The organism is Pseudoalteromonas sp. MM1 (assembly GCF_030296835.1).
GTDB lineage: Bacteria > Pseudomonadota > Gammaproteobacteria > Enterobacterales > Alteromonadaceae > Pseudoalteromonas.
Genome location: NZ_AP027922.1, coordinates 1727992 through 1746751, shown reverse-complemented (window position 1 = coordinate 1746751; position 18760 = coordinate 1727992). Strand labels below are relative to the sequence as shown.

Genomic DNA, 18760 nt, shown 5'->3' with positions numbered 1-18760 from the left:
TTTGTGAACTAGTGCTATATTTAAAATTAAACTATTGATATTATTATATTAAATTATTGGTTCGATTATTGCCTGTTAAAGGCGTCTTAAATTAATTAAACAATTCTGGAAAACATGCAAACTCCTATTCGAGGCCTCCGCTCTTTTTGCTTTGCAGCAAAAAGCTTAAGTTTTAAACATGCAGCTAAAGAGCTGTACTTAACGCCCTCTGCGGTTAGCCATCAAATAAAACAACTTGAAGAACAACTAGGCATTGAGTTATTTCAGCGCCAAACTCGCTCAATTAGTTTAACCGCTGCGGGTAAAAACTTTTTTGATGCCATTTCGCCTATTATTTATACCCTTGAAAACACCATCAATGAATTTAGTCAGTTGCAACAAAATACCAATATAACTATTACGCTGCCTGAATTTTTTGCCAGTGAGCTACTCATGCCTAAATTAAGTGAGTGGACATCTGAGCACCCTAATATAAACCTGCAAATGGATACGCTTAAAACACGTAAAGAGCTTACGCGCCATAGTGACTTATCGATTGTTTTATCATCGAGTAAACCCACTGAGGGCCTTACTACTGAATTATTTAATTTAGAGTATATTCCTGCTTGTAACGAAAAATTATTAAAACAGTGGAAAGACGATCATTGCCAAGCATTAAATCAAGTTCCTTTAATCCTTCACAAAGCAAGGCCGTGGGCATGGCACCAATGGGCTGAAAAAGCAGGTATAGATGACTTTTCGCCTACGCAAATCATACAAATTGATAGTATGTTTGGGGTCGCTCGTGCAGCGCAACAGGGCATTGGCATTTCACTTATACCGCTGCCTATTAGCCAAAGTTGGTTTGATGAAAAATGGCTTTATAAGCTATTTCAACAGCCTCTTACAACTAAAGATAAATACTACTTAGTACAACACGAGGCTAATACGCCAAATCCTGCATTAGACCTATTTGCTAAGTGGGTGGTATCTACTTTTAGAAAAATTCAAAGTTAAATTATTTAGGGTGTCGAGCTCGCAAAACCTGCAATACTACTTTTTAATTATTTAAAAATAGTTTTTTAATCGCCACCCTATTGCCCCTTTCCTAACCTTTAAATTTTTTCATTTAAAAACAAAAAGATAAATCCAGGCTTTAGACTAAAGTCTATAGCTTAATTTTTTTCACTTATTAGTTTTATTTTTATCGTTTGTATGACTTATATGATTATTTTAAAGTTAACTTATCGAAAGCAAGCAGCTAAACGTTTTTACTTATTAGACATTATTTACTGTTTTGCACCAAATAAATGCAACCTTTTTAGAGGTAATAGCTCTAACAAGGTAAGAAAAGAATCTTATATTGTGTGTGTAAGATGTTGTCAGTGTGAAAAAGCAGTTCAAGTTAGGTGGTGACTTAGTTTGAACTGTTTTTTATTCCACCAGCAGCACGCAGCAATAACTAAATTAGCTACTGAGTAGCAAACCAAATCTTATATTGTGTGTGTAAGATGTTGTCAGTGTGAAAAAGCAGTTCAAGTTAGGTGGTGACTTAGTTTGAACTGTTTTTTATTCCACCAGCAGCGCACAGCAATAACTAAATTAGCTACTTTGTAGCAAACCAAATCTTATATTGTGTGTGTAAGATGTTGTCAGTGTGAAGAGCGGTTCATGTGAGGTGGTGACCTTATATGGGCCGTTTTTGTTTTATAAACACTATTACCTACCCCAGCGTTTTTACCAATTCACTTAATTAAGTATTATTCAACTATAAAGTTATGCTTTTTTTTAAGCTGTTTAATGGTGTTTTCATTCTGTTTTAAAAATACATTAAACTTTTTAACCAGCTGTGGGTGTTTAATGCTCGATAACATAAACGCTTGGCGATCAACAGGCAGCTGATGCTGAAAAAACACAGGTACGGGTGTATCAAAAAACTCTTCTATATTGTATTTAAGTACATCGTGTGAAATATATATACAATCAACTCGCTCTTTATGCAGCAAATAAATCATCTCGATTACATTATCATTTTCAACGACTTTTAGCTCTGGGCTAGACGTTAATTTACCAAGTCCTTGCAATGTAAAGCCGCGAACTTTTGCAAGTGATTTGCATTCTTCAAGTTTAATATCGTCTTTTAAGCTCGCTATACCTGTATGTGTAACCAATGAAGGGACTGAATAAATAATACTTTGTTGATGCTGATTTTTATAACTTGCTTGCCAGTGCGGGTTATCGGGGTATTTAAAGTCAACATGATGATGCTCTATAAACTCTTTATAAAGGCGCGGAATTGGCAAAGTGTAAAACTCAAACTTTATATTCTGTTGTTTGGCAAATAGTTCCAATAACTCTTTGCTAAAACCAAAATAGTCACGCTTGTTAGTGCCACTGCCATCGTAATAAGGCAGGTATTCTATATTCTCCACCCCTATTACATATTTTTCGACAGGTTGTGCTAATACAGGGCTTATAGTAATAAGCCCTGAGACAATTGCTAACGTATTAATCAGTTTGATAATAAAATGCCGTTTTTTGTCATTTGCTTTATTAATTTATATATCATATTCACAGTTAATTAAAGTTTAGATTTATTACATATATAAGAGCGAACTGATAGCTCATATAAATCAGCTTTTATTACGAGGTATAAACTCCAGCACAGTAGCATTAATACAGTATCTATCTGTACCTCTTGGCCCCTCACCTTTAAATAAATGCCCTAAATGAATACCTGTGCTTTTTGATTTAAGCTCAATGCGTGTCATTCCCCAGCTAGTATCTTTATGCTCAGTAACACTATTTTTAACCGGGTGTTTAAACGATAACCACCCCGTTCCTGAGTTAAATCTATCGCGGGTATCAAATAATGGCTCACCACTTAATTTATCTACAAATACGCCGTCGGGAGTGTTTTTAAATTCTTTATACTCTTTACAGTAAGGTCTATCGGTGCGCTCATGAAATGCGACTTCGTAGGCATCACTATCGCCTAGTTTAAAGGCGCCAAGCGCTTTGTAAAATTCAGCAGAGGTCGCGTAGCCTTGATGCGCATACACCTCTTTACCATTTTCTAAAAACAAAATGGTGGGAGTTGCCCATGTTGCCGATTTTATAGTTAAACCATTGAGCTCATCAGCATGACGAAATGTTAAAGGGATTGAGCCCTTGTAATCGTTTGCTACTGTTTTTTTAAACTTTTCGCAATAAGGGCAGTACTCACGCGAATCTAGTACCACAATCTGCTTGCCAGTGAGTAAAAAATTATTGTCTATATCGGTTTTTTTAGACTTATTAAATACCACACCAGTAGCGTGATCTGGGCAGTAGCCATTTGGATTCTTTTGTAAATAATTTTGATGATACTCCTCGGCAGATACAAACCCCTCAAGAGGCTTTATGTCTGTTTTAATCTGTCCATAACCTGCTTTTGTTAATAACGGCTGATACTCGGCTTTAACTTGCTCTGCAAGCTGGGCTTGCTCTTTTGTGGTAGTAAGAATAATTGATCGATACTGCGTACCAATATCATTACCTTGGCGATTCAATTTTGTAGGATCATGACTTTCAAAGTAATGCTGTAATAATGCTTTAGAAGAAATAACATTGTCGTTGTACATAACTTGTACTACTTCAGCGTAGTTATTTTCATCGAAGCGGCGTGATTTATCAGTGATATTGTTATATGTAGCTTTAAAGCCATGACCATCTGCATAGCCTGACTCTGCATCGATAACCCCTTCTAATGCTTCGTAGCGCTTTTCTGCCCCCCAAAAACAGCCAGAACCTAACACAATGGTTTTTATATGCATTGTAGCCTCTACGTTACTGTGCTCTATTTTTTCAGTTGATAAAGCAAAACAGCCGGCGCTAAACGTAATAGCGGCGCCAAATAAATAAACTGAGTGAGAAAATGTCATAAATACCTCTTAATACCTACGTGTTTTAATTAAGACCTAACATCCCTTGTTTTAATTTCAGTAAATAGATACGTGCTAAATTTGAATACAGTTTGAGTCTGCATTTCATTTTCATTATTTTTCTTATGGCTAGGTACTGAATAAATAAACAAAACTATGTTAGCTTTGCTGCACGTTGTATAAAAAGATAATAATTATGACTGAACTTTTACAAGTCGTGGCGTTAACAAATACTAGTTTGCTCCTTAGTGCATCACACCATAAACAAAGTGATGCACTTAAAACGCAAAGAAAAATTTGGGCACTCACTGCACAACTAAAACAATACGATGAATTTTCTGATTTAGTCCCAGGCATGAACTCTTTAACGCTTTATTTAAAATCGGCAAGTAATTTACAAAAGTGGCAAAACGCTTTGCCTGATTTATGGGACAAAGTAAAAGCAACAACATTTAAAGGCACTCACCATAAAATACACACCACTTATGATGGAGAAGATTTAGATTTTGTTGCAAAAAAAACTAACCTAACTCACCAACAAATTATTCAAATACACAGCCAAGCCACTTACCACGTTTTATTTTTAGGGTTTCAGCCCGGTTTTGCTTACCTACATGGATTAGATTCACGCTTGCATATCCCACGCAGAGACACTCCACGTACTAAAGTACCTAAAGGTGCCATTGCTTTAGGCGCAGAGCAAACTGCTATTTACCCAGCAGAAACACCTGGCGGTTGGCATATCATTGGCCACACAAACACGCCCCTTTTTGATAGCACACATCCTGAGCCATGCTTATTCAAACCCGGCGATACGCTATCATTTGTTTCAATAAATACAGTGCAAGGAGCATAACGTGATAAAAGTACTTAAACCCGGCGTGCAACTTACAATTCAAGATAGCGGGCGCTGCGGTTATCGCCATTTAGGTGTTAGCCAAGCGGGTTGTTTAGACCCTTACGCACAAATAATTGCCAATAAATTAGTGGGTAACAAAGATAATGACGCTGTGCTTGAGGTTACGTTAGGCCTGTGCGAGTTACAGTTTGAAGCCGATGCCATTATTGCCCTACTAGGCGCTGATTTAAACGCCACGCTTGATGAAACGCCCCTCTACCCAGGGTGGAGTTACCAAGTAAGCGCCAATCAAACTTTAAGCTTTGATACAGGTCGAGCTGGTTTGCGTGCCTATATAGCCGTACAAGGCGGCATTGATGTTAAAGATGTCATGGGTTCAAAATCAACCGATTTAAACGCGCACTTTGGTGGCTTAGCAGGTAAAGCACTTAGCGAGGGCGACATTATTCCTATTAAAACATCTCCCCTGCCAATAACGCGCTTTATACAGCGCGGAGCTATTACTCCGCCTAAACTAAAGGTGATCAGGATACATGCAAGCCCGCACGCACAAATACTAGGTGATACGCTTCTTAAACAGTTTTTTTCTACATCGTTTAAAGTATGCCATAACAGCAACAGGATGGGACTTAGGCTAACAAACGAAAGCCCTCTAACTCATAGTCACTCACTTGCCTCTGTTGGCACTGCCCCTGGAACAATTCAATTACCACCCAGTGGCGAGCCTATTGTATTACTAAACGATGCGCAAACTACCGGTGGCTACCCTATACTTGGCACTGTAATAGAGGCCGATTTACATCAATTTGCGCAATTTAGACCCGGTGACTCTATTGAATTTAAGCAAGTCACCCTTGAGCAAGCTCACTTGGCAAAACAAAAGCTTAAAGGTCACTTGCACCAGCTCAGTTTGGCGCTCAAATATAGTTGATTTTAAGATGAGGTATAAATCTATTTCATTACGCTATTTAAAGTATTAGCGAGGCTCTATTCACGTGTAATAAGTAAGCGTAGATTACTTAATTAAACGCATAAAATTACAATAAAATAATTTAAGCTTCGCTTTAATTTATGCACACACTTGGTGCGTTTGTATGGTGTGCTTTTTTTCAAACACTGCACTAAATGCCTTACTAAAGCGACTTTAACCACCAAAAGTGCTGTAAATATAGACACACCTGTGAGTGGTGCACTAGTTTGGTGCGCGCACTTTTCACTTGGTGCATAAATTATTCTTAATTAATTGTAAAAGCAGTGTGACTTGAGTAATTATTTCTGATAAAACAAGGTTTCGCAGCATAGCAAAGTTGCCCTGCTGCACACATAATAGGAATGAGGAGTTACTATGTGTTCAATTTTTGGTGTATTAGATATTAAATCTAACGCCACTCAATTGCGTACCCAAGCAATTGAAATGTCAAAACTACTAAGGCACCGTGGCCCAGATTGGTCTGGAGTGTATTCATCTGAAAAAGCGATTTTAGTGCATGAGCGCTTAGCCATTGTTGGTGTATCAAGCGGCGCACAACCTTTATACAACCCTGAAAAAACAAATATTTTAGCGGTTAACGGCGAAATTTATAACCACAAAGAGCTGGCAGCAGAGTTAGAGGTTGATTTTGAATTTCAGACTCAATCAGACTGTGAAGTTATTTTAGCGTTATACAAACAAAAAGGGCCTGAGTTTTTAGATGACTTAAATGGTATTTTTGCATTTTGTTTATACGATGAAGAAAACGATGCGTACTTAATTGGCCGCGATCACATTGGTATTATTCCGCTTTATACTGGTCACGATGAGCATGGTAATTTTTATGTTGCCTCAGAGCTAAAAGCGCTTTCACCGATTTGTAAGCACATTGAAGAGTTTCCACCTGGGCATTACTTATACAGCAAAGATGGTGAGCTTAAGCCTTATTACAAACGTGATTGGGAAACTTTCGACGCAGTTAAAGATAACAGCGCACAAGCGCAAGACGTTAAAGAAGCATTAGAAGCGGCAGTTAAACGCCAGCTAATGTGTGATGTGCCTTACGGTGTGCTACTTTCTGGTGGTTTAGACTCGTCGGTTATTTCGGCTATTACGCAACGTTTTGCCGCTAAACGTATTGAAGATAACGATGAAAGTGACGCATGGTGGCCTAAGCTACATTCATTTTCTGTTGGGCTTGAGGGTTCACCAGATTTAGCCGCTGCGCAAAAAGTAGCAGATATGATTGGCACAGTGCATCACCCTATTCACTTTACCATTCAAGAAGGTATTGATGCACTTCGTGAGGTTATTTATCACATTGAAACGTATGATGTAACCACCATTCGTGCCTCAACGCCAATGTATTTAATGGCGCGCCAAATTAAAGCTATGGGTATTAAAATGGTGTTATCGGGCGAAGGCGCAGATGAGCTATTTGGTGGCTATTTATACTTCCACAAAGCGCCAAACGCACAAGAATTTCATGAAGAGCTAAACCGTAAAGTATCAAAGCTGCATATGTTTGACTGTTTACGAGCTAATAAGTCTATGGCTGCATGGGGCGTAGAAGCACGTGTACCGTTTCTTGATAAAGAATTTGTTGATGTGGCTATGCGTATCAACCCAGAAGCTAAAATGTGTAAAGATGGCAAAATTGAAAAACACATTTTACGCGAAGGTTTCGATGGCTACCTGCCTGAAGAAGTACTGTGGCGTCAAAAAGAGCAATTTTCAGACGGTGTTGGCTACAGCTGGATAGACACGTTAAAAGAGTTTGTAAACGAGCAAGTAAGCGACCAAGAGCTTGCTAACGCTAAGTTTAAATACCCAATTAACACACCAGATTCGAAAGAAGCGTACTACTATCGCTCTATTTTTGAATCACACTTCCCGGGGGATGCATCAGCTAAATGTGTACCACATGGTAAGTCGGTTGCGTGTTCAACCCCTGAAGCACTTGCATGGGATGCATCATTTCAAAATAATGCGGATCCTTCAGGCCGTGCTGCTGGCGTTCACAACGACGCGTATGCAAGCAAAGGCTAAACGCCCCTTTTTATCGCAACGTAGGCTCAATCAGCCTATGTTGCGGTATATAAAGCATCTTTATTCAGTTCCTGTATTTTCTAGCTCACAGCATCACTTAGCCGGTTCAAGTGCGTTAATTGTTATTTATACGCAAGGGTTGAGTACTCGCGTAATGCAAAAAATTGCATCAAATTCGCAGCACCCTGCTAGCGTTTTTATAAATGAAAATGAAATTTCTCGCCGTATATGTAACATTCGCTGGTTTAATCAAACATCAGAAATTAAGCGCTGCGGCCATGGCACCCTTGCTGCTGCAAAATGTTTATTAGCACACTTTGGTTTTTGTCCTTCACACTTTATTTCAAACGATAAAGAACGGTTTAAAATTAAGCTAGCTACAGGCCGTGTACAACTTCAGCTGGCGGCTATTAACTCCAAAAAAAGTGATGAGAGTAACAGTCTCTGTGATGTGTTTTCGCACTCTATAAAAGCAACTTACTCAACAGCTTATAAAAATGGCTATACCGTTATACTGTTTAAAAGCATGGCTAATTTAAAGCATTTAGAGGTTAATTTTACACGCTTGGCAAAAGTGCATAACAATGCGGTGATAGCACTGCAAATAGATAGTACTAATGATACCAACGCAAGCGTGTATTTTAGGTATTTTGCGCCGCAATTTGGGATAAATGAAGATACTGCAACTGGCTCTGCGGTGTCGATTATTGCGCCACTTATTTTTAGACTATATGGTTTAAATAAAGTAAGCCTTATACAACAATCACCAAAAGGCGCGCTGCTAAACTATACGTTTAGCAGCAATCAGGTAGTTGTGAATTAAGCTATTACATTGGCCTTAGTAGGCAAAGTGCAAAGTAGCTTTTCTCGTCTTGCCAAGTTTGTTCAAGCGATAAATTAGCTTGGGCAGCAAGATTTTTAAACGACTCAAGGGTATATTTGTGCGAGTTTTCAGTGTGAATGCTCTCTCCCGCTGCAAAGTCTATTTGCGTGTTGTTAATTACCACGCTTTGATTACATTTGCTCACTAAATGCATTTCAATGCGGCTATGCACTTCGTTAAATCGAGATTCGTGTTTAAAATTATCTAAAATGAACGTGCCATTTAATTCGTTATTTATTCGCTGGAGTAAGTTTTTATTAAAGGCGGCGGTAATGCCAGCTTTATCATCGTAAGCATCAAGTAACACTTGTCGCTCTTTTACTAAATCAATACCTATTAATACATAGCCATCAACACCGCATAAACGGTGAAAATTATTCATTATTTCAATGGCTTTTACTGGCGCAAAGTTACCCAGTGTAGAACCTGGAAAATAGACTAAATTTGTTTGGCTATCTAAGGCGGTGTCTTTTGTTAACTTCTTAACCATTTGACTATGGGTAAAATCGCCTAGCAATGGCGTAATTGCTAGCTCCGGAAATAACGGTGATAAATGCGCTAGCGAATAATTAAGCATTTCTGATGATATTTCAAAAGGAACAAAGGTTTTTACATTGCTCATATGGGCGAGTAAATACGCGACCTTTTTACCCGAGCCACAGCCAGGCTCAATAATTGATAGGTTCTCGGGCAGTCTACTAGCAATCGCTTTTGAGTAATCTTCTAATATGGAAAGTTCAGTGCGGGTAACATAGTACTCTTGCAATGAAGTTATTTGCTCAAATAAGGCCGCCCCTTTATCATCATAGAAATACTTACATGGCAGCGACTTTTGCTGTTGAGCTAGTCCATGTAATACATCATTTAAAAAGTCTAGATCGGTTATTGATTGCTGATTAATTGCTGTTACTTGGCTCATAGTATGTCCTTTGCTAGTCTAATGCCGCTGCACATCCACGCTTGATGTGGATAAAAAAAGTTACGGTAAGTCTGCCTTAAATGATCTTTTGGGGTAAACACACACCCGCCACGCAAAACCATTTGGTTATTCATAAATTTACCATTGTATTCCCCTGCGGCTCCGCTAAAGGGTTTAAAGCCTGGGTAAGGTAAATAGGCGCTATTAGTCCACTGCCAGCATGTATCGCTTAACTGCGAGATAACATCAAGGTTTTTACATGCACTTGGCGTGAGCAAATCGTTTTGTCGTTGTATAAGTGCTTGTTGCTGTGCTACATACTCCCACTCAAACTCAGTAGGTAGACGCGCATTTACAAAATTAGCGTAAGCCGCTGCTTCAAAATAGCTTACATGGCTCACTGGCGCATCTAAATTTAAAGGCTGTAGCCCGTAGAGGGTAAATTCAAACCATCGCCCGTCAATATAATGCCAATACAAAGGGTGACTAAGTTGCTCGGTATTTATATTAGCCCAGCCATCACTTAACCAAAATGAAGGGTTTTTATATCCGCCCGCCTCTATAAAATGTAAGTACTCTCTATTAGTCACTAATCGATTAGCAAAACTAAACGCATGGATAAGCGCTTGGTGTTTAGGTTGTTCGTTATCGTACGAAAAGCCGTTTTTAGCATTAGCCCCTATATTGGTTATGCTTTGGCTAAATTCGGTAAATTTTAAAGTGCCTAATGAATCACTAATCATTGGTGAGTAACTTGGGGCTTGGCTGTAGGCAGGAAAGCTTGGATTAACCGAAAAATTATACTTAATATCCATTAGCATGAGCTCTTGATGTTGCTGCTCATGATTCAGTCCAAGTTCTATAATATTGCACAGTGTTTGGTTAGTGCCTAATTTAAGCAACTCGTTTAGCGCATTATCAACATAAGCTCTGTAGCGCAACACCTCCTCTAAACTAGGGCGAGATAAACTTCCTCTGTTAGCGCGCTTAAATTGCTCACCTATGCCGTTATAGTAGGAGTTAAAAAGCACCTTAAATTGTTCATCAAAGAGCGTGTAGTTAGGCAGATACTTACTAAGTAAAAATGTTTCAAAAAACCACGTGGTGTGAGCTAAGTGCCATTTCATTGGGCTTGCATCGTCCATTGCTTGTAGTTGGCAATCTTCTGCGCTGAGGTTTTCTATAAGTGTAAGACTATGTTGGCGAATTGACTGAAATTGAGCGTGTATTTTTTCAGTGCCGTGCGCTTCATTCGTTTTCTTGTTTAGCATATTAATGTTAGTCCTTTCACTCTTTGCGATTAAATAAAGCCTACGCCAGATTTTACCTTTATGCATGTTACATAATGATTAAATCAAACCCTCTACCCATTTAAAACGTAGACTAATGAATTAACGACTAAACGAGTTTGGAGGCGCTGCTTTAATTTTAGTTTAATAACAAACTAATTTTTAACACTCACTGAATTAACAATAGCTTATCTTTTTGGTGATAAATAGCTTTTAGCGCTAAGTAATCAGGCATATAACACCAAATAGTTTTACATTTACGATTTAACTCATACACTATTAAGGGTATGATCAGCGATTAATTTAGTTAGTCCTCAAATAAGTTTTATTGAAAATAATGCAACTTACTCTGTGGCTAATTAACTTAGTGTTATGCCGGAATTCTCTGGCTTGTTAGGACAACATAAGAGGTATTCATGAGCGAAAATCATGACAAGTATAGTATTGATAATACGGACTACACCGTAGGTCAAGATAACGTTCAAAAATGGGGGTTTGATATACACAATCCTGTTTTTGGTATTAGTGCCGGTTTGATTGTCATCTTTTTAGTCGCCATTCTCGTTTCGGATGCGCAAACAGCCAAAGCAACACTTGATGGTATTAAACTCGATATAATAAATAACTTTGATGCGTTTTTTATGTGGGCAGCAAACTTCTTTGTTATATTTTGCTTGGCATTAATTGTATCGCCATATGGTAATATTCGTTTAGGCGGAGACGGTGCTAAACCATCGCATTCACGCATTTCATGGCTTGCCATGTTATTTGCCGCAGGTATGGGTATTGGCTTAATGTTTTGGGGTGTTGCAGAGCCTGTAGCCTACTTTACAGGCTGGTACGAAACCCCACTTAATGTAACTGCAAATACACCAGAGGCTGCAAAAGTAGCCATGGGTGCAACCATGTTTCACTGGGGTCTTCACCCTTGGGCTATTTATGCCGTTGTAGCGCTCTCACTTGCGTTTTTTACTTATAATAAAGGTCTTCCTTTATCAATTCGTTCAATTTTTTATCCACTATTAGGCGACAGAGCGTGGGGCTGGCCTGGTCATATTATTGATATTCTTGCCGTACTTGCCACTTTGTTTGGCCTTGCAACCTCGTTAGGTTTAGGCGCGCAGCAGGCTTCTGCCGGTATTAATCATGTATTTGGTACCGATGGCGGTGTAGGCGCACAATTATTGGTTATTATTGGCGTTACCTTACTGGCTATTATCTCAGTTGTACGCGGCATTGACGGTGGCGTAAAGGTACTTAGTAATATAAACATGCTCATTGCATTTGCCTTACTTTTGTTTGTTGGTTTAGTTGGCTTTGCTGTGGCAATCGGTAACGTACCCAATACTGTTATGGGTTACATTGAAAATATTATTCCACTGAGCAACCCACACGGCCGTGAAGACGAAACATGGATGCACGGTTGGACTGTATTTTACTGGGCATGGTGGATTTCGTGGTCACCGTTTGTAGGTATGTTTATTGCGCGTGTTTCTCGTGGTCGTACAATTAGAGAATTTTTAATCGCTGTATTATTAATTCCTACTGCGGTTACTATTTTATGGATGTCTATTTACGGCGGCATTGCAATAGACCAAGTTGTTCAAGGCGTAGGTAGCTTAGGCGTAAACGGTTTAACTGATGTGCCTATGGCAATGTTCCAAATGCTAGACGAACTGCCTATGTCAAGCGTGCTTTCGTTCTTGGCTGTGGTTTTAGTATTAGTGTTTTTCATTACCTCTTCTGATTCGGGTTCATTAGTTATCGACTCAATTACAGCAGGCGGTAAAGTGGATGCACCTGTACCACAACGTATATTTTGGGCTACGGTTGAGGGCTCTATAGCTGCGGCTCTATTATGGATTGGCGGCACAGAGGCAATACAAGCCCTGCAAGCGGGTGCGGTATCAACGGGTCTTCCGTTTACAGCTGTACTGTTATTAATGTGTGTAAGCCTACTGTTAGGATTACGTACTGAGCCTCGTACGGGTAAATAATACAGTTTAGTAATACATTTAATAAAAATGCCGCATTTATTGCGGCATTTTTTATAGCTTTGTATGCTTATTTAACTAAGTAGCTCGAACAGTGGTGTATCTTCACGATAATGATACTGAATTTGCGCTATAAGCAACTCAGCCGTTGCCAGAGCATCAGTTAGCGCATTATGGTTATGATAAGCCGGCAGTGAATACCGCGCGCGGCAATCAGTTAACCTAAGCGAACCGATCTTTTGATTAAACAAACGTCCTATTAAGCCTTGGCGAGCACGCAATGCTCGTTGCTCAAGCTCCATGGTGTCGACTAATGCAAACTGGATCCCTTCGTTAATTCGCGCAAGTAATGCATTGTTTAAAAAGTGCCGCTCTATCACTGCATAATGCACCACCACAACTTTTCCACTAAGTGCATTAAGTAGCGGCCCTAGACGAGAGGTTAAATCAGGAGCATCATCCACTTCTGAATGCGTAATACCATGAATAACAATCGACTCCTCACTTAAGCTTTTACGAGGCTGCACTACCCAATGCTTAGCATGTGTGCAATACACCCTTTGCATTGTAAAGGGGACTAAGCCAATACTAACTATATCGTCCACCTCACTATTTAGACCGGTTGTCTCAAAATCAAGAGCCACAAACGAAATGTCTTTTAAAGGCGCGTGGGTTTCACCATAAGCGTGTTGGTAAAACGCTTTTAAATGCTCATTTTTAGCGTTGTTAGCCAGTGTTTTATAGTGAGCCTGCCAATCAAAATGCGATTGTTTAACCATTAATTACTTCACACCTACATTAGCTGAATAACTAAATTTTAAGTAACTTTGCGCTTTTTCGAGTATCGCAAACGCTTCTTTTAAATTGCGTTGCTCAAACGGCGAAAGTAAATGCGGGTCTATGTCGTTATCTGGCTCTTCTTCTTGCTCTATTTGCCATGCTTGATGACGAATTCGCATCATGGCAATGTATTCTAATGCGTCACGTAAATCCTGTGCTTTGCCCTCAGGTAACAAGCGCGACTCAATAATATCTTCAAGGCGTTCAAACGAATTTTGCTTACGAGAGCCTATCGCCAGAGCATGCACTCTTATTACATCAGAAAGCGGCGCAGTGCCTCTACGTTTTAAGTTCATTGAGCGCTTATGTTGGCCGTTATGCTCAAGCACAAAGCCTTTAAAAAAACCAAGTGGCGGTGTACGGTTTCGGGCATTGGCGGCCATATTTGCTAAAAACACACGGTTTTGTTTACTTTGCTTAGCAATAAAAATTTTAAGCTCGTCGGCCCATTTAGTTTTACCCCACACACCATCTAAATCAAAAAATATTGAGCTGTTAAGCAGTGCTTGTGGTTTAGGTAAGGCTATCCACTGTGAGAATTGATCAAACCATTGCGAGCGTGTTTTACGCCATTTTTTAAACGAGGCCATAATCTCGCCGCTACAATAGGTATAACCACATTGCGCTAAGCCATCACACACAAAATCAGAAATATTTTGAAAGTACTCATTGTGTTTTTCATCATCGTAATTGTCATCCAAAATAAGCGCGTTATCTTGATCTGTTACAATAAGTTGTTCATCTCGCGCCATAGAGCCTAACGCGATAAAACAATAAGGTACTGGCGGCGGGCCATATTTTTCTTCAGCCAGTACTAATAAGCGCTGTTTAAAAGTACGCCCTATTACCGCCATTGCCGTACCAATCATATGTGAATTAGCATCTTCGTTTACCATACGTACAAATACATTGGGCAGCTGGCGCGCATAATGTGCTAAATCTTCAATAGTTTGCTGCGCTAAAATACCGCGTACCAAGAGTAAACTACTTTGCGACTCGTACCTTAAAATATCGGATAATGAAATAACCCCAATGGGTCGGCGTTTTTGTACCACAGGTAAGTGGTGCAAGTTGTCACGAAGCATGGCAAGCACGGCTTCAAATACATAGGCATTTGAATCAAGCAGTACAAGATTAGTTGACATAATTTTATCAGCAGTAACATCAAGCCCTAGGCCTTGTGCTACCACTTTTGTGCGTATATCGCGGTCGGTAATAATACCTACTATTTGACCATCATCTTCTTCTGGGTCGTCGCTTATTGGTTTATCTAAATCGGTAACTAACACAGAAGATACCGCTTCTTCTGTCATTACTTTTGCAACATCTTGTATGGTGGTTTGAGTACTTAGCGTTACCACATCACGGTGAATAAGCGATTTAACTTTGGCGGTTGTTAAATCGTTGCTGTCGGCTTGCTCAACTAACGCTTGGCGAAGGCGTACATTGCCATCGGCTTCAAAATAATCAGCAAAGCCGTCAAACTCATCACAATAACGGTTAAATAGTTCAAAGTTAATGCAATAAACTAGGGTGTCCTCTAATGCCTTTGCAGGAAAGCGCACTTTACGATTCATCAACAAGCCCATTTGGCCAAAAATACCGCCCACATCTAAGCGATTATAAAGCTCGTTATTACGACGATAAATTTCCACAGAGCCACTGCGAATTATAAATAAATCAGCGATGTCTTGGCCTAACGTTAAAATATCAGTTTGCGAGCGGTAGTAAGCTACCTCAACTTGTTGCGCAAGCTCGTTTAAAGCGTTTGTTGGTAAGTCATCAAATGGCGGGTGCTGCGCTAAAAATTGCGCAATTTCAACTTGTTCGGCTTGCATTGGGGATTCCTTGTGGCCACACAAAAAGGCATGTATATGCTCAAGTGGCTATCTTAACAAACAAGGTATGCCAATCAAGCCATAACCATGCCCAGTACACTTTTAATTTATAAACGTTGCTGGGCATGGCTTTAAGGTTAGATTTTTTCAAGCTCTTGTGCGAGCTGCTTAGATTCATCCCCCCTTGGCGTGGTAAAGCGTGCTAAGCCTAAGTAAATTACCGGAGTAAGATAAAGCGTAAACAACACCGCAAGTGCTAATCCGCCAAACACCACCCAGCCAATGGCATTTCTGGCCTCGGCCCCCGCACCTGTAGAGAGTATTAACGGTAATGCACCAAGTAGAGTAGATATAAGGGTCATTGTAATTGGGCGCAAACGTACCAGTGCAGCTTGCTCGACCGCTTTTCTGACTGTTAAACCTTGATCGCGTAATTGATCAGCAAATTCAACAAGCAAAATTGCGTTTTTAGCGATTAAGCCTATCAGCATGACTAAACCAATTTGAGAGTAAATATTTAGCGATGTGCCGGTTAAATAAAGCGCTAATATGGCCGATGTAATACCAAAGGGAACGGTTATCATAACCACAATGGCACTATTTACATTTTCAAATTGGGCAGCCAACACTAAAAATACAATTAAAAAAGCAAGAACATAAGTTACAAGTACTTCGCTGGATGTTTCTTCATAGGTTAGTGCTTCGCCTTTAAACGCAAGTGCAATACCTGGTTCTAACGACTGCTCAGACACCGTTTTTATTTGCTCAACTAAATCAGCAATGGTTAACGATTCTGGCAGCTCCATGCTTAACTCTATAGAGCGGCGCTGGGCATGACGCTCAAGCTCTGCTGCCACGCCTTCTTCAGAAATATAAGCCACACTACTTAAAGGAACTAAACTACCATTACCGGCTCTTATGTATAAATTAACCAGATCGCTTGGGCTGTTTATTGTTTGGTTTTGCGCTTGCAACATAATTGGCACAGACTGATCACCAATGTTTAAATCTTCTACGTCGTCGCCATTTATTGCTGCGCGCAAGGTAATAGCAATGTCGTTTAGCGATACACCGAGCTCTTGTGCACGGCGCCTGTCTATATTTACTCTAAGTTGTGGTTGAGAAGGCTGATATGAGATACGCACAGGTGCCACCTCAGGAACAGCCTTTTCAAGAGCCGCAGAAAACTGCTGAGCCGCTTTAAATATTTGCAAATAATCTTGCCCAAGCAGCGCTATTTCAACGCCTCCCCCTTGGCCACGTAAATTTAAACTATTAGCCCCCCCCGGGTAAGCCGGTGCTCCTGGAATATCGCCAAGTGGCTGACGTATCTTATTAATAATTTCTTGTTGGCTAAAGTGCCTTTCATCCCAGTGTTTTAGTGGCACAGTAATAAACACAATATTAGGGTCCCATTGGCCTACCACAGTATAAATAGACTCAATTTCGCCGCTATCTACAAACGGAAGTAAAATATCTTCCATTTTCATTGCTTGCCTATCCATAAAGTTAAGCCCTACACCATCTGGGCCTCGTGCAAATATACGAATTTTCCCTCGGTCTTCTGTGGGCAAAAGCTCGTTATCTAAACTGGCGTACAATGCACCTGAGCCTGCTGCAACCATTAAACACACCGTAAACGTAAGCCATGCCTGATTAAGCACTTTATGAATTGTTTTTGTATAAATACCGCCCAACCAATGACCTAGTTTAGCAAATGGGTGAAAACCTCCCTGTTTCAACTTTAATTTGGAGGTAAGCGCAGGTACTAATGAAAGTGCAACAAAGCTTGAGATAATTACTGCGCCGGCCAGTACACCACCAAACTCTCTGAATAAGCGACCCGCCGTAGAGGGTAAAAAGGCAATGGGTATAAATACAGCTGCAAGTACAGCAGTGGTTGCCATAACAGCAAAAAACACCTCGCGTGTGCCAATAACAGCAGCAGCTCGACGCCCTAAACCTAGCCCCCGCTGGCGCTGAATATTTTCACTTACTACAATGGCATCATCAACAATTAAGCCTGTGGCTAATACGAGCGCTAACAAGGTTAAAATATTTATTGAAAAACCCAGTGCCCATATAAGTGCTAAAGACCCTATTAAGGCAACAGGAATAGCAAAAGCAGGCACTAAAGTGGCCCGCCAAGAGCCAATGAATACCCACAAAGTGACAACCACTAACAATACCGTAAGTAATAAAGAGTAAATTACTTCATCTACTGAGCTTCTTATAAATTGTGCGTCATCGGAGGTAAGTGTAAATTCCATTTCTGGAAAGCGCGTTTGCATACTTGTAATGAGTTTGAGCACTTCATCTGATATTTCAATTGTATTTGATTGTGCTTGTCGAATAATTTCCATACCAATAACGGGCTTACCATTTAGCCTTACCATAGAGCGCGGATCGGCAGGGCCAAAATACACAGCCGCAATATCACTAATTCGGGTATCGCCTTGTATTATAATATCGCCCACTTGCTCTGGAGTAATGGAGGTTGCATCGGCACGTACAATAATTTGCTGATCGTTTGACTTCAAACTCCCTGCTGGCACATCAAACGGCGCTTGGCTAAGTACTTGTGCTACATCGGGCACTGTTAAATTAAAGCTACTTAGTTTTAACGGGTCAATTCGTACTCTTAATACTCTTTCTCTATCACCGTTTAAGCGTACATCTGCAACACCCGGAATAGTTAAATATTGCGGCGCTAAGTCAACATTTACGCGCTCGGTAAGCGCTTCAAGCGATAAACTTTCACTCGAAACAGTAAGAGATACCACCGCTTCGGCGTCGTTGTCGGCTTTAATAATAGAAACCCGCTCCACTTCCTCTGGAAGGTCTCGTTCTACACGTGCCACAGATTCACGCGTTTCATTTGCGGCGTCATCTAAGTTTATGCCTGGTCTAAATTCGACCACAATACGTGCATTTCCCTCTTCACTTTGTGCGCGTATTGATTTAACGCCACTTACACGTGCTACTGCGCCTTCTAATTTACTGGTTACTTCCGTGTCAACGGTCTCAGGCGAGCCGCCAGGAAACGGGGCCGAAACCGTAATACGTGGCCTATCTACATCAGGAAGTTCTCTTACTTCAACACCCGCAATAGCGGCAATACCTGCAATAATAATTAGTAAGTTAAGCACCACAATAAGGACTGGACGGCGAATCGCCATTGAGGGTAAATCTTGCATCATAGGTTGTTGTTTCATAC

At 40.2% G+C, this 18760-nt stretch carries 13 protein-coding genes; 6 read left to right on the top strand and 7 right to left on the bottom strand.

Going from position 1 to position 18760, the window contains the following annotated elements:
• Positions 1 to 114: 114 nt before the first annotated feature.
• On the top strand, positions 115 to 996 hold the full coding sequence (locus tag QUE46_RS07905) for a LysR family transcriptional regulator (RefSeq protein ID WP_286247475.1): 882 nt from the start codon (positions 115 to 117) through the stop codon (positions 994 to 996).
• A 743-nt stretch (positions 997 to 1739) separates the two neighbouring features.
• Here the strand turns inward: QUE46_RS07905 and QUE46_RS07900 are convergent.
• Positions 1740 to 2411, bottom strand: a complete 672-nt coding sequence (locus QUE46_RS07900) for an ABC transporter substrate-binding protein (protein ID WP_286247474.1) — start codon at positions 2409 to 2411, stop codon at positions 1740 to 1742.
• A 201-nt stretch (positions 2412 to 2612) separates the two neighbouring features.
• The gene (msrA, locus tag QUE46_RS07895) at positions 2613 to 3902 is read right to left on the bottom strand and encodes a peptide-methionine (S)-S-oxide reductase MsrA (protein WP_286247472.1); all 1290 of its coding nucleotides are present in this window, start codon (positions 3900 to 3902) and stop codon (positions 2613 to 2615) included.
• A 196-nt stretch (positions 3903 to 4098) separates the two neighbouring features.
• Here msrA and pxpB point away from each other — a divergent pair, with 196 nt between their 5' ends.
• The 4 genes from pxpB (at position 4099) to QUE46_RS07875 (ending at position 8603) form a co-directional block, all read left to right on the top strand.
• On the top strand, positions 4099 to 4758 hold the full coding sequence (gene pxpB / locus QUE46_RS07890) for a 5-oxoprolinase subunit PxpB (protein ID WP_286247470.1): 660 nt from the start codon (positions 4099 to 4101) through the stop codon (positions 4756 to 4758).
• 1 nt (position 4759) lies between these two features.
• Entirely contained in the window at positions 4760 to 5692 is a 933-nt protein-coding gene (locus QUE46_RS07885; RefSeq protein WP_286247468.1) for a biotin-dependent carboxyltransferase family protein, read from the top strand.
• 414 nt (positions 5693 to 6106) lie between these two features.
• Complete coding sequence (gene asnB / locus QUE46_RS07880) at positions 6107 to 7780, top strand: asparagine synthase B (RefSeq protein ID WP_286247466.1); 1674 nt, start codon at positions 6107 to 6109, stop codon at positions 7778 to 7780.
• Positions 7764 to 8603: a PhzF family phenazine biosynthesis protein gene (locus QUE46_RS07875; RefSeq protein WP_286247464.1), complete on the top strand. Its 840-nt coding sequence runs from the start codon at positions 7764 to 7766 to the stop codon at positions 8601 to 8603. Before asnB ends, QUE46_RS07875 begins: the two co-directional genes overlap by 17 nt.
• Positions 8604 to 8607: 4 nt before the next feature.
• On the opposite strand, the gene egtD is transcribed toward QUE46_RS07875, so the two are convergent.
• Both egtD and egtB read right to left on the bottom strand, forming a co-directional pair.
• A complete protein-coding gene (gene egtD / locus QUE46_RS07870; RefSeq protein ID WP_286247462.1) occupies positions 8608 to 9582 on the bottom strand; it encodes an L-histidine N(alpha)-methyltransferase in 975 nt (324 codons plus the stop codon).
• Complete coding sequence (gene egtB / locus QUE46_RS07865) at positions 9579 to 10853, bottom strand: ergothioneine biosynthesis protein EgtB (RefSeq protein ID WP_286247460.1); 1275 nt, start codon at positions 10851 to 10853, stop codon at positions 9579 to 9581. Before egtB ends, egtD begins: the two co-directional genes overlap by 4 nt.
• Before the next feature lie 434 nt (positions 10854 to 11287).
• Between egtB and QUE46_RS07860 the strand changes: the two genes are divergently transcribed.
• The gene (locus tag QUE46_RS07860; RefSeq protein WP_286247458.1) at positions 11288 to 12868 is read left to right on the top strand and encodes a BCCT family transporter; all 1581 of its coding nucleotides are present in this window, start codon (positions 11288 to 11290) and stop codon (positions 12866 to 12868) included.
• 71 nt (positions 12869 to 12939) lie between these two features.
• On the opposite strand, the gene QUE46_RS07855 is transcribed toward QUE46_RS07860, so the two are convergent.
• The 3 genes from QUE46_RS07855 to QUE46_RS07845 all read right to left on the bottom strand — a co-directional run bounded on the left by QUE46_RS07855 (position 12940) and on the right by QUE46_RS07845 (position 18758).
• Positions 12940 to 13644 (bottom strand): 3'-5' exonuclease, encoded by a 705-nt coding sequence (locus QUE46_RS07855; RefSeq protein ID WP_286247456.1) that lies wholly within the window; start codon positions 13642 to 13644, stop codon positions 12940 to 12942.
• Between the two features lie 3 nt (positions 13645 to 13647).
• Positions 13648 to 15543, bottom strand: coding sequence for a DUF294 nucleotidyltransferase-like domain-containing protein (locus QUE46_RS07850; protein ID WP_286247454.1), 1896 nt, complete (start codon positions 15541 to 15543; stop codon positions 13648 to 13650).
• Between the two features lie 137 nt (positions 15544 to 15680).
• Positions 15681 to 18758 (bottom strand): efflux RND transporter permease subunit, encoded by a 3078-nt coding sequence (locus QUE46_RS07845; protein WP_286247452.1) that lies wholly within the window; start codon positions 18756 to 18758, stop codon positions 15681 to 15683.
• Between the last annotated feature and the right edge of the window lie 2 nt (positions 18759 to 18760).

Excerpts from the sequence above, each read along its gene's own strand:
- QUE46_RS07905 (WP_286247475.1), top strand. The coding sequence starts at position 115 with ATGCAAACTCCTATTCGAGGCCTCCGCTCTTTTTGCTTTGCAGCAAAA.
- msrA (WP_286247472.1), bottom strand. The coding sequence starts at position 3,902 with ATGACATTTTCTCACTCAGTTTATTTATTTGGCGCCGCTATTACGTTT.
- pxpB (WP_286247470.1), top strand. The coding sequence starts at position 4,099 with ATGACTGAACTTTTACAAGTCGTGGCGTTAACAAATACTAGTTTGCTC.
- asnB (WP_286247466.1), top strand. The coding sequence starts at position 6,107 with ATGTGTTCAATTTTTGGTGTATTAGATATTAAATCTAACGCCACTCAA.
- QUE46_RS07875 (WP_286247464.1), top strand. The coding sequence starts at position 7,764 with ATGCAAGCAAAGGCTAAACGCCCCTTTTTATCGCAACGTAGGCTCAAT.
- egtD (WP_286247462.1), bottom strand. The coding sequence starts at position 9,582 with ATGAGCCAAGTAACAGCAATTAATCAGCAATCAATAACCGATCTAGAC.
- egtB (WP_286247460.1), bottom strand. The coding sequence starts at position 10,853 with ATGCTAAACAAGAAAACGAATGAAGCGCACGGCACTGAAAAAATACAC.
- QUE46_RS07860 (WP_286247458.1), top strand. The coding sequence starts at position 11,288 with ATGAGCGAAAATCATGACAAGTATAGTATTGATAATACGGACTACACC.
- QUE46_RS07855 (WP_286247456.1), bottom strand. The coding sequence starts at position 13,644 with ATGGTTAAACAATCGCATTTTGATTGGCAGGCTCACTATAAAACACTG.
- QUE46_RS07850 (WP_286247454.1), bottom strand. The coding sequence starts at position 15,543 with ATGCAAGCCGAACAAGTTGAAATTGCGCAATTTTTAGCGCAGCACCCG.
- QUE46_RS07845 (WP_286247452.1), bottom strand. The coding sequence starts at position 18,758 with ATGAAACAACAACCTATGATGCAAGATTTACCCTCAATGGCGATTCGC.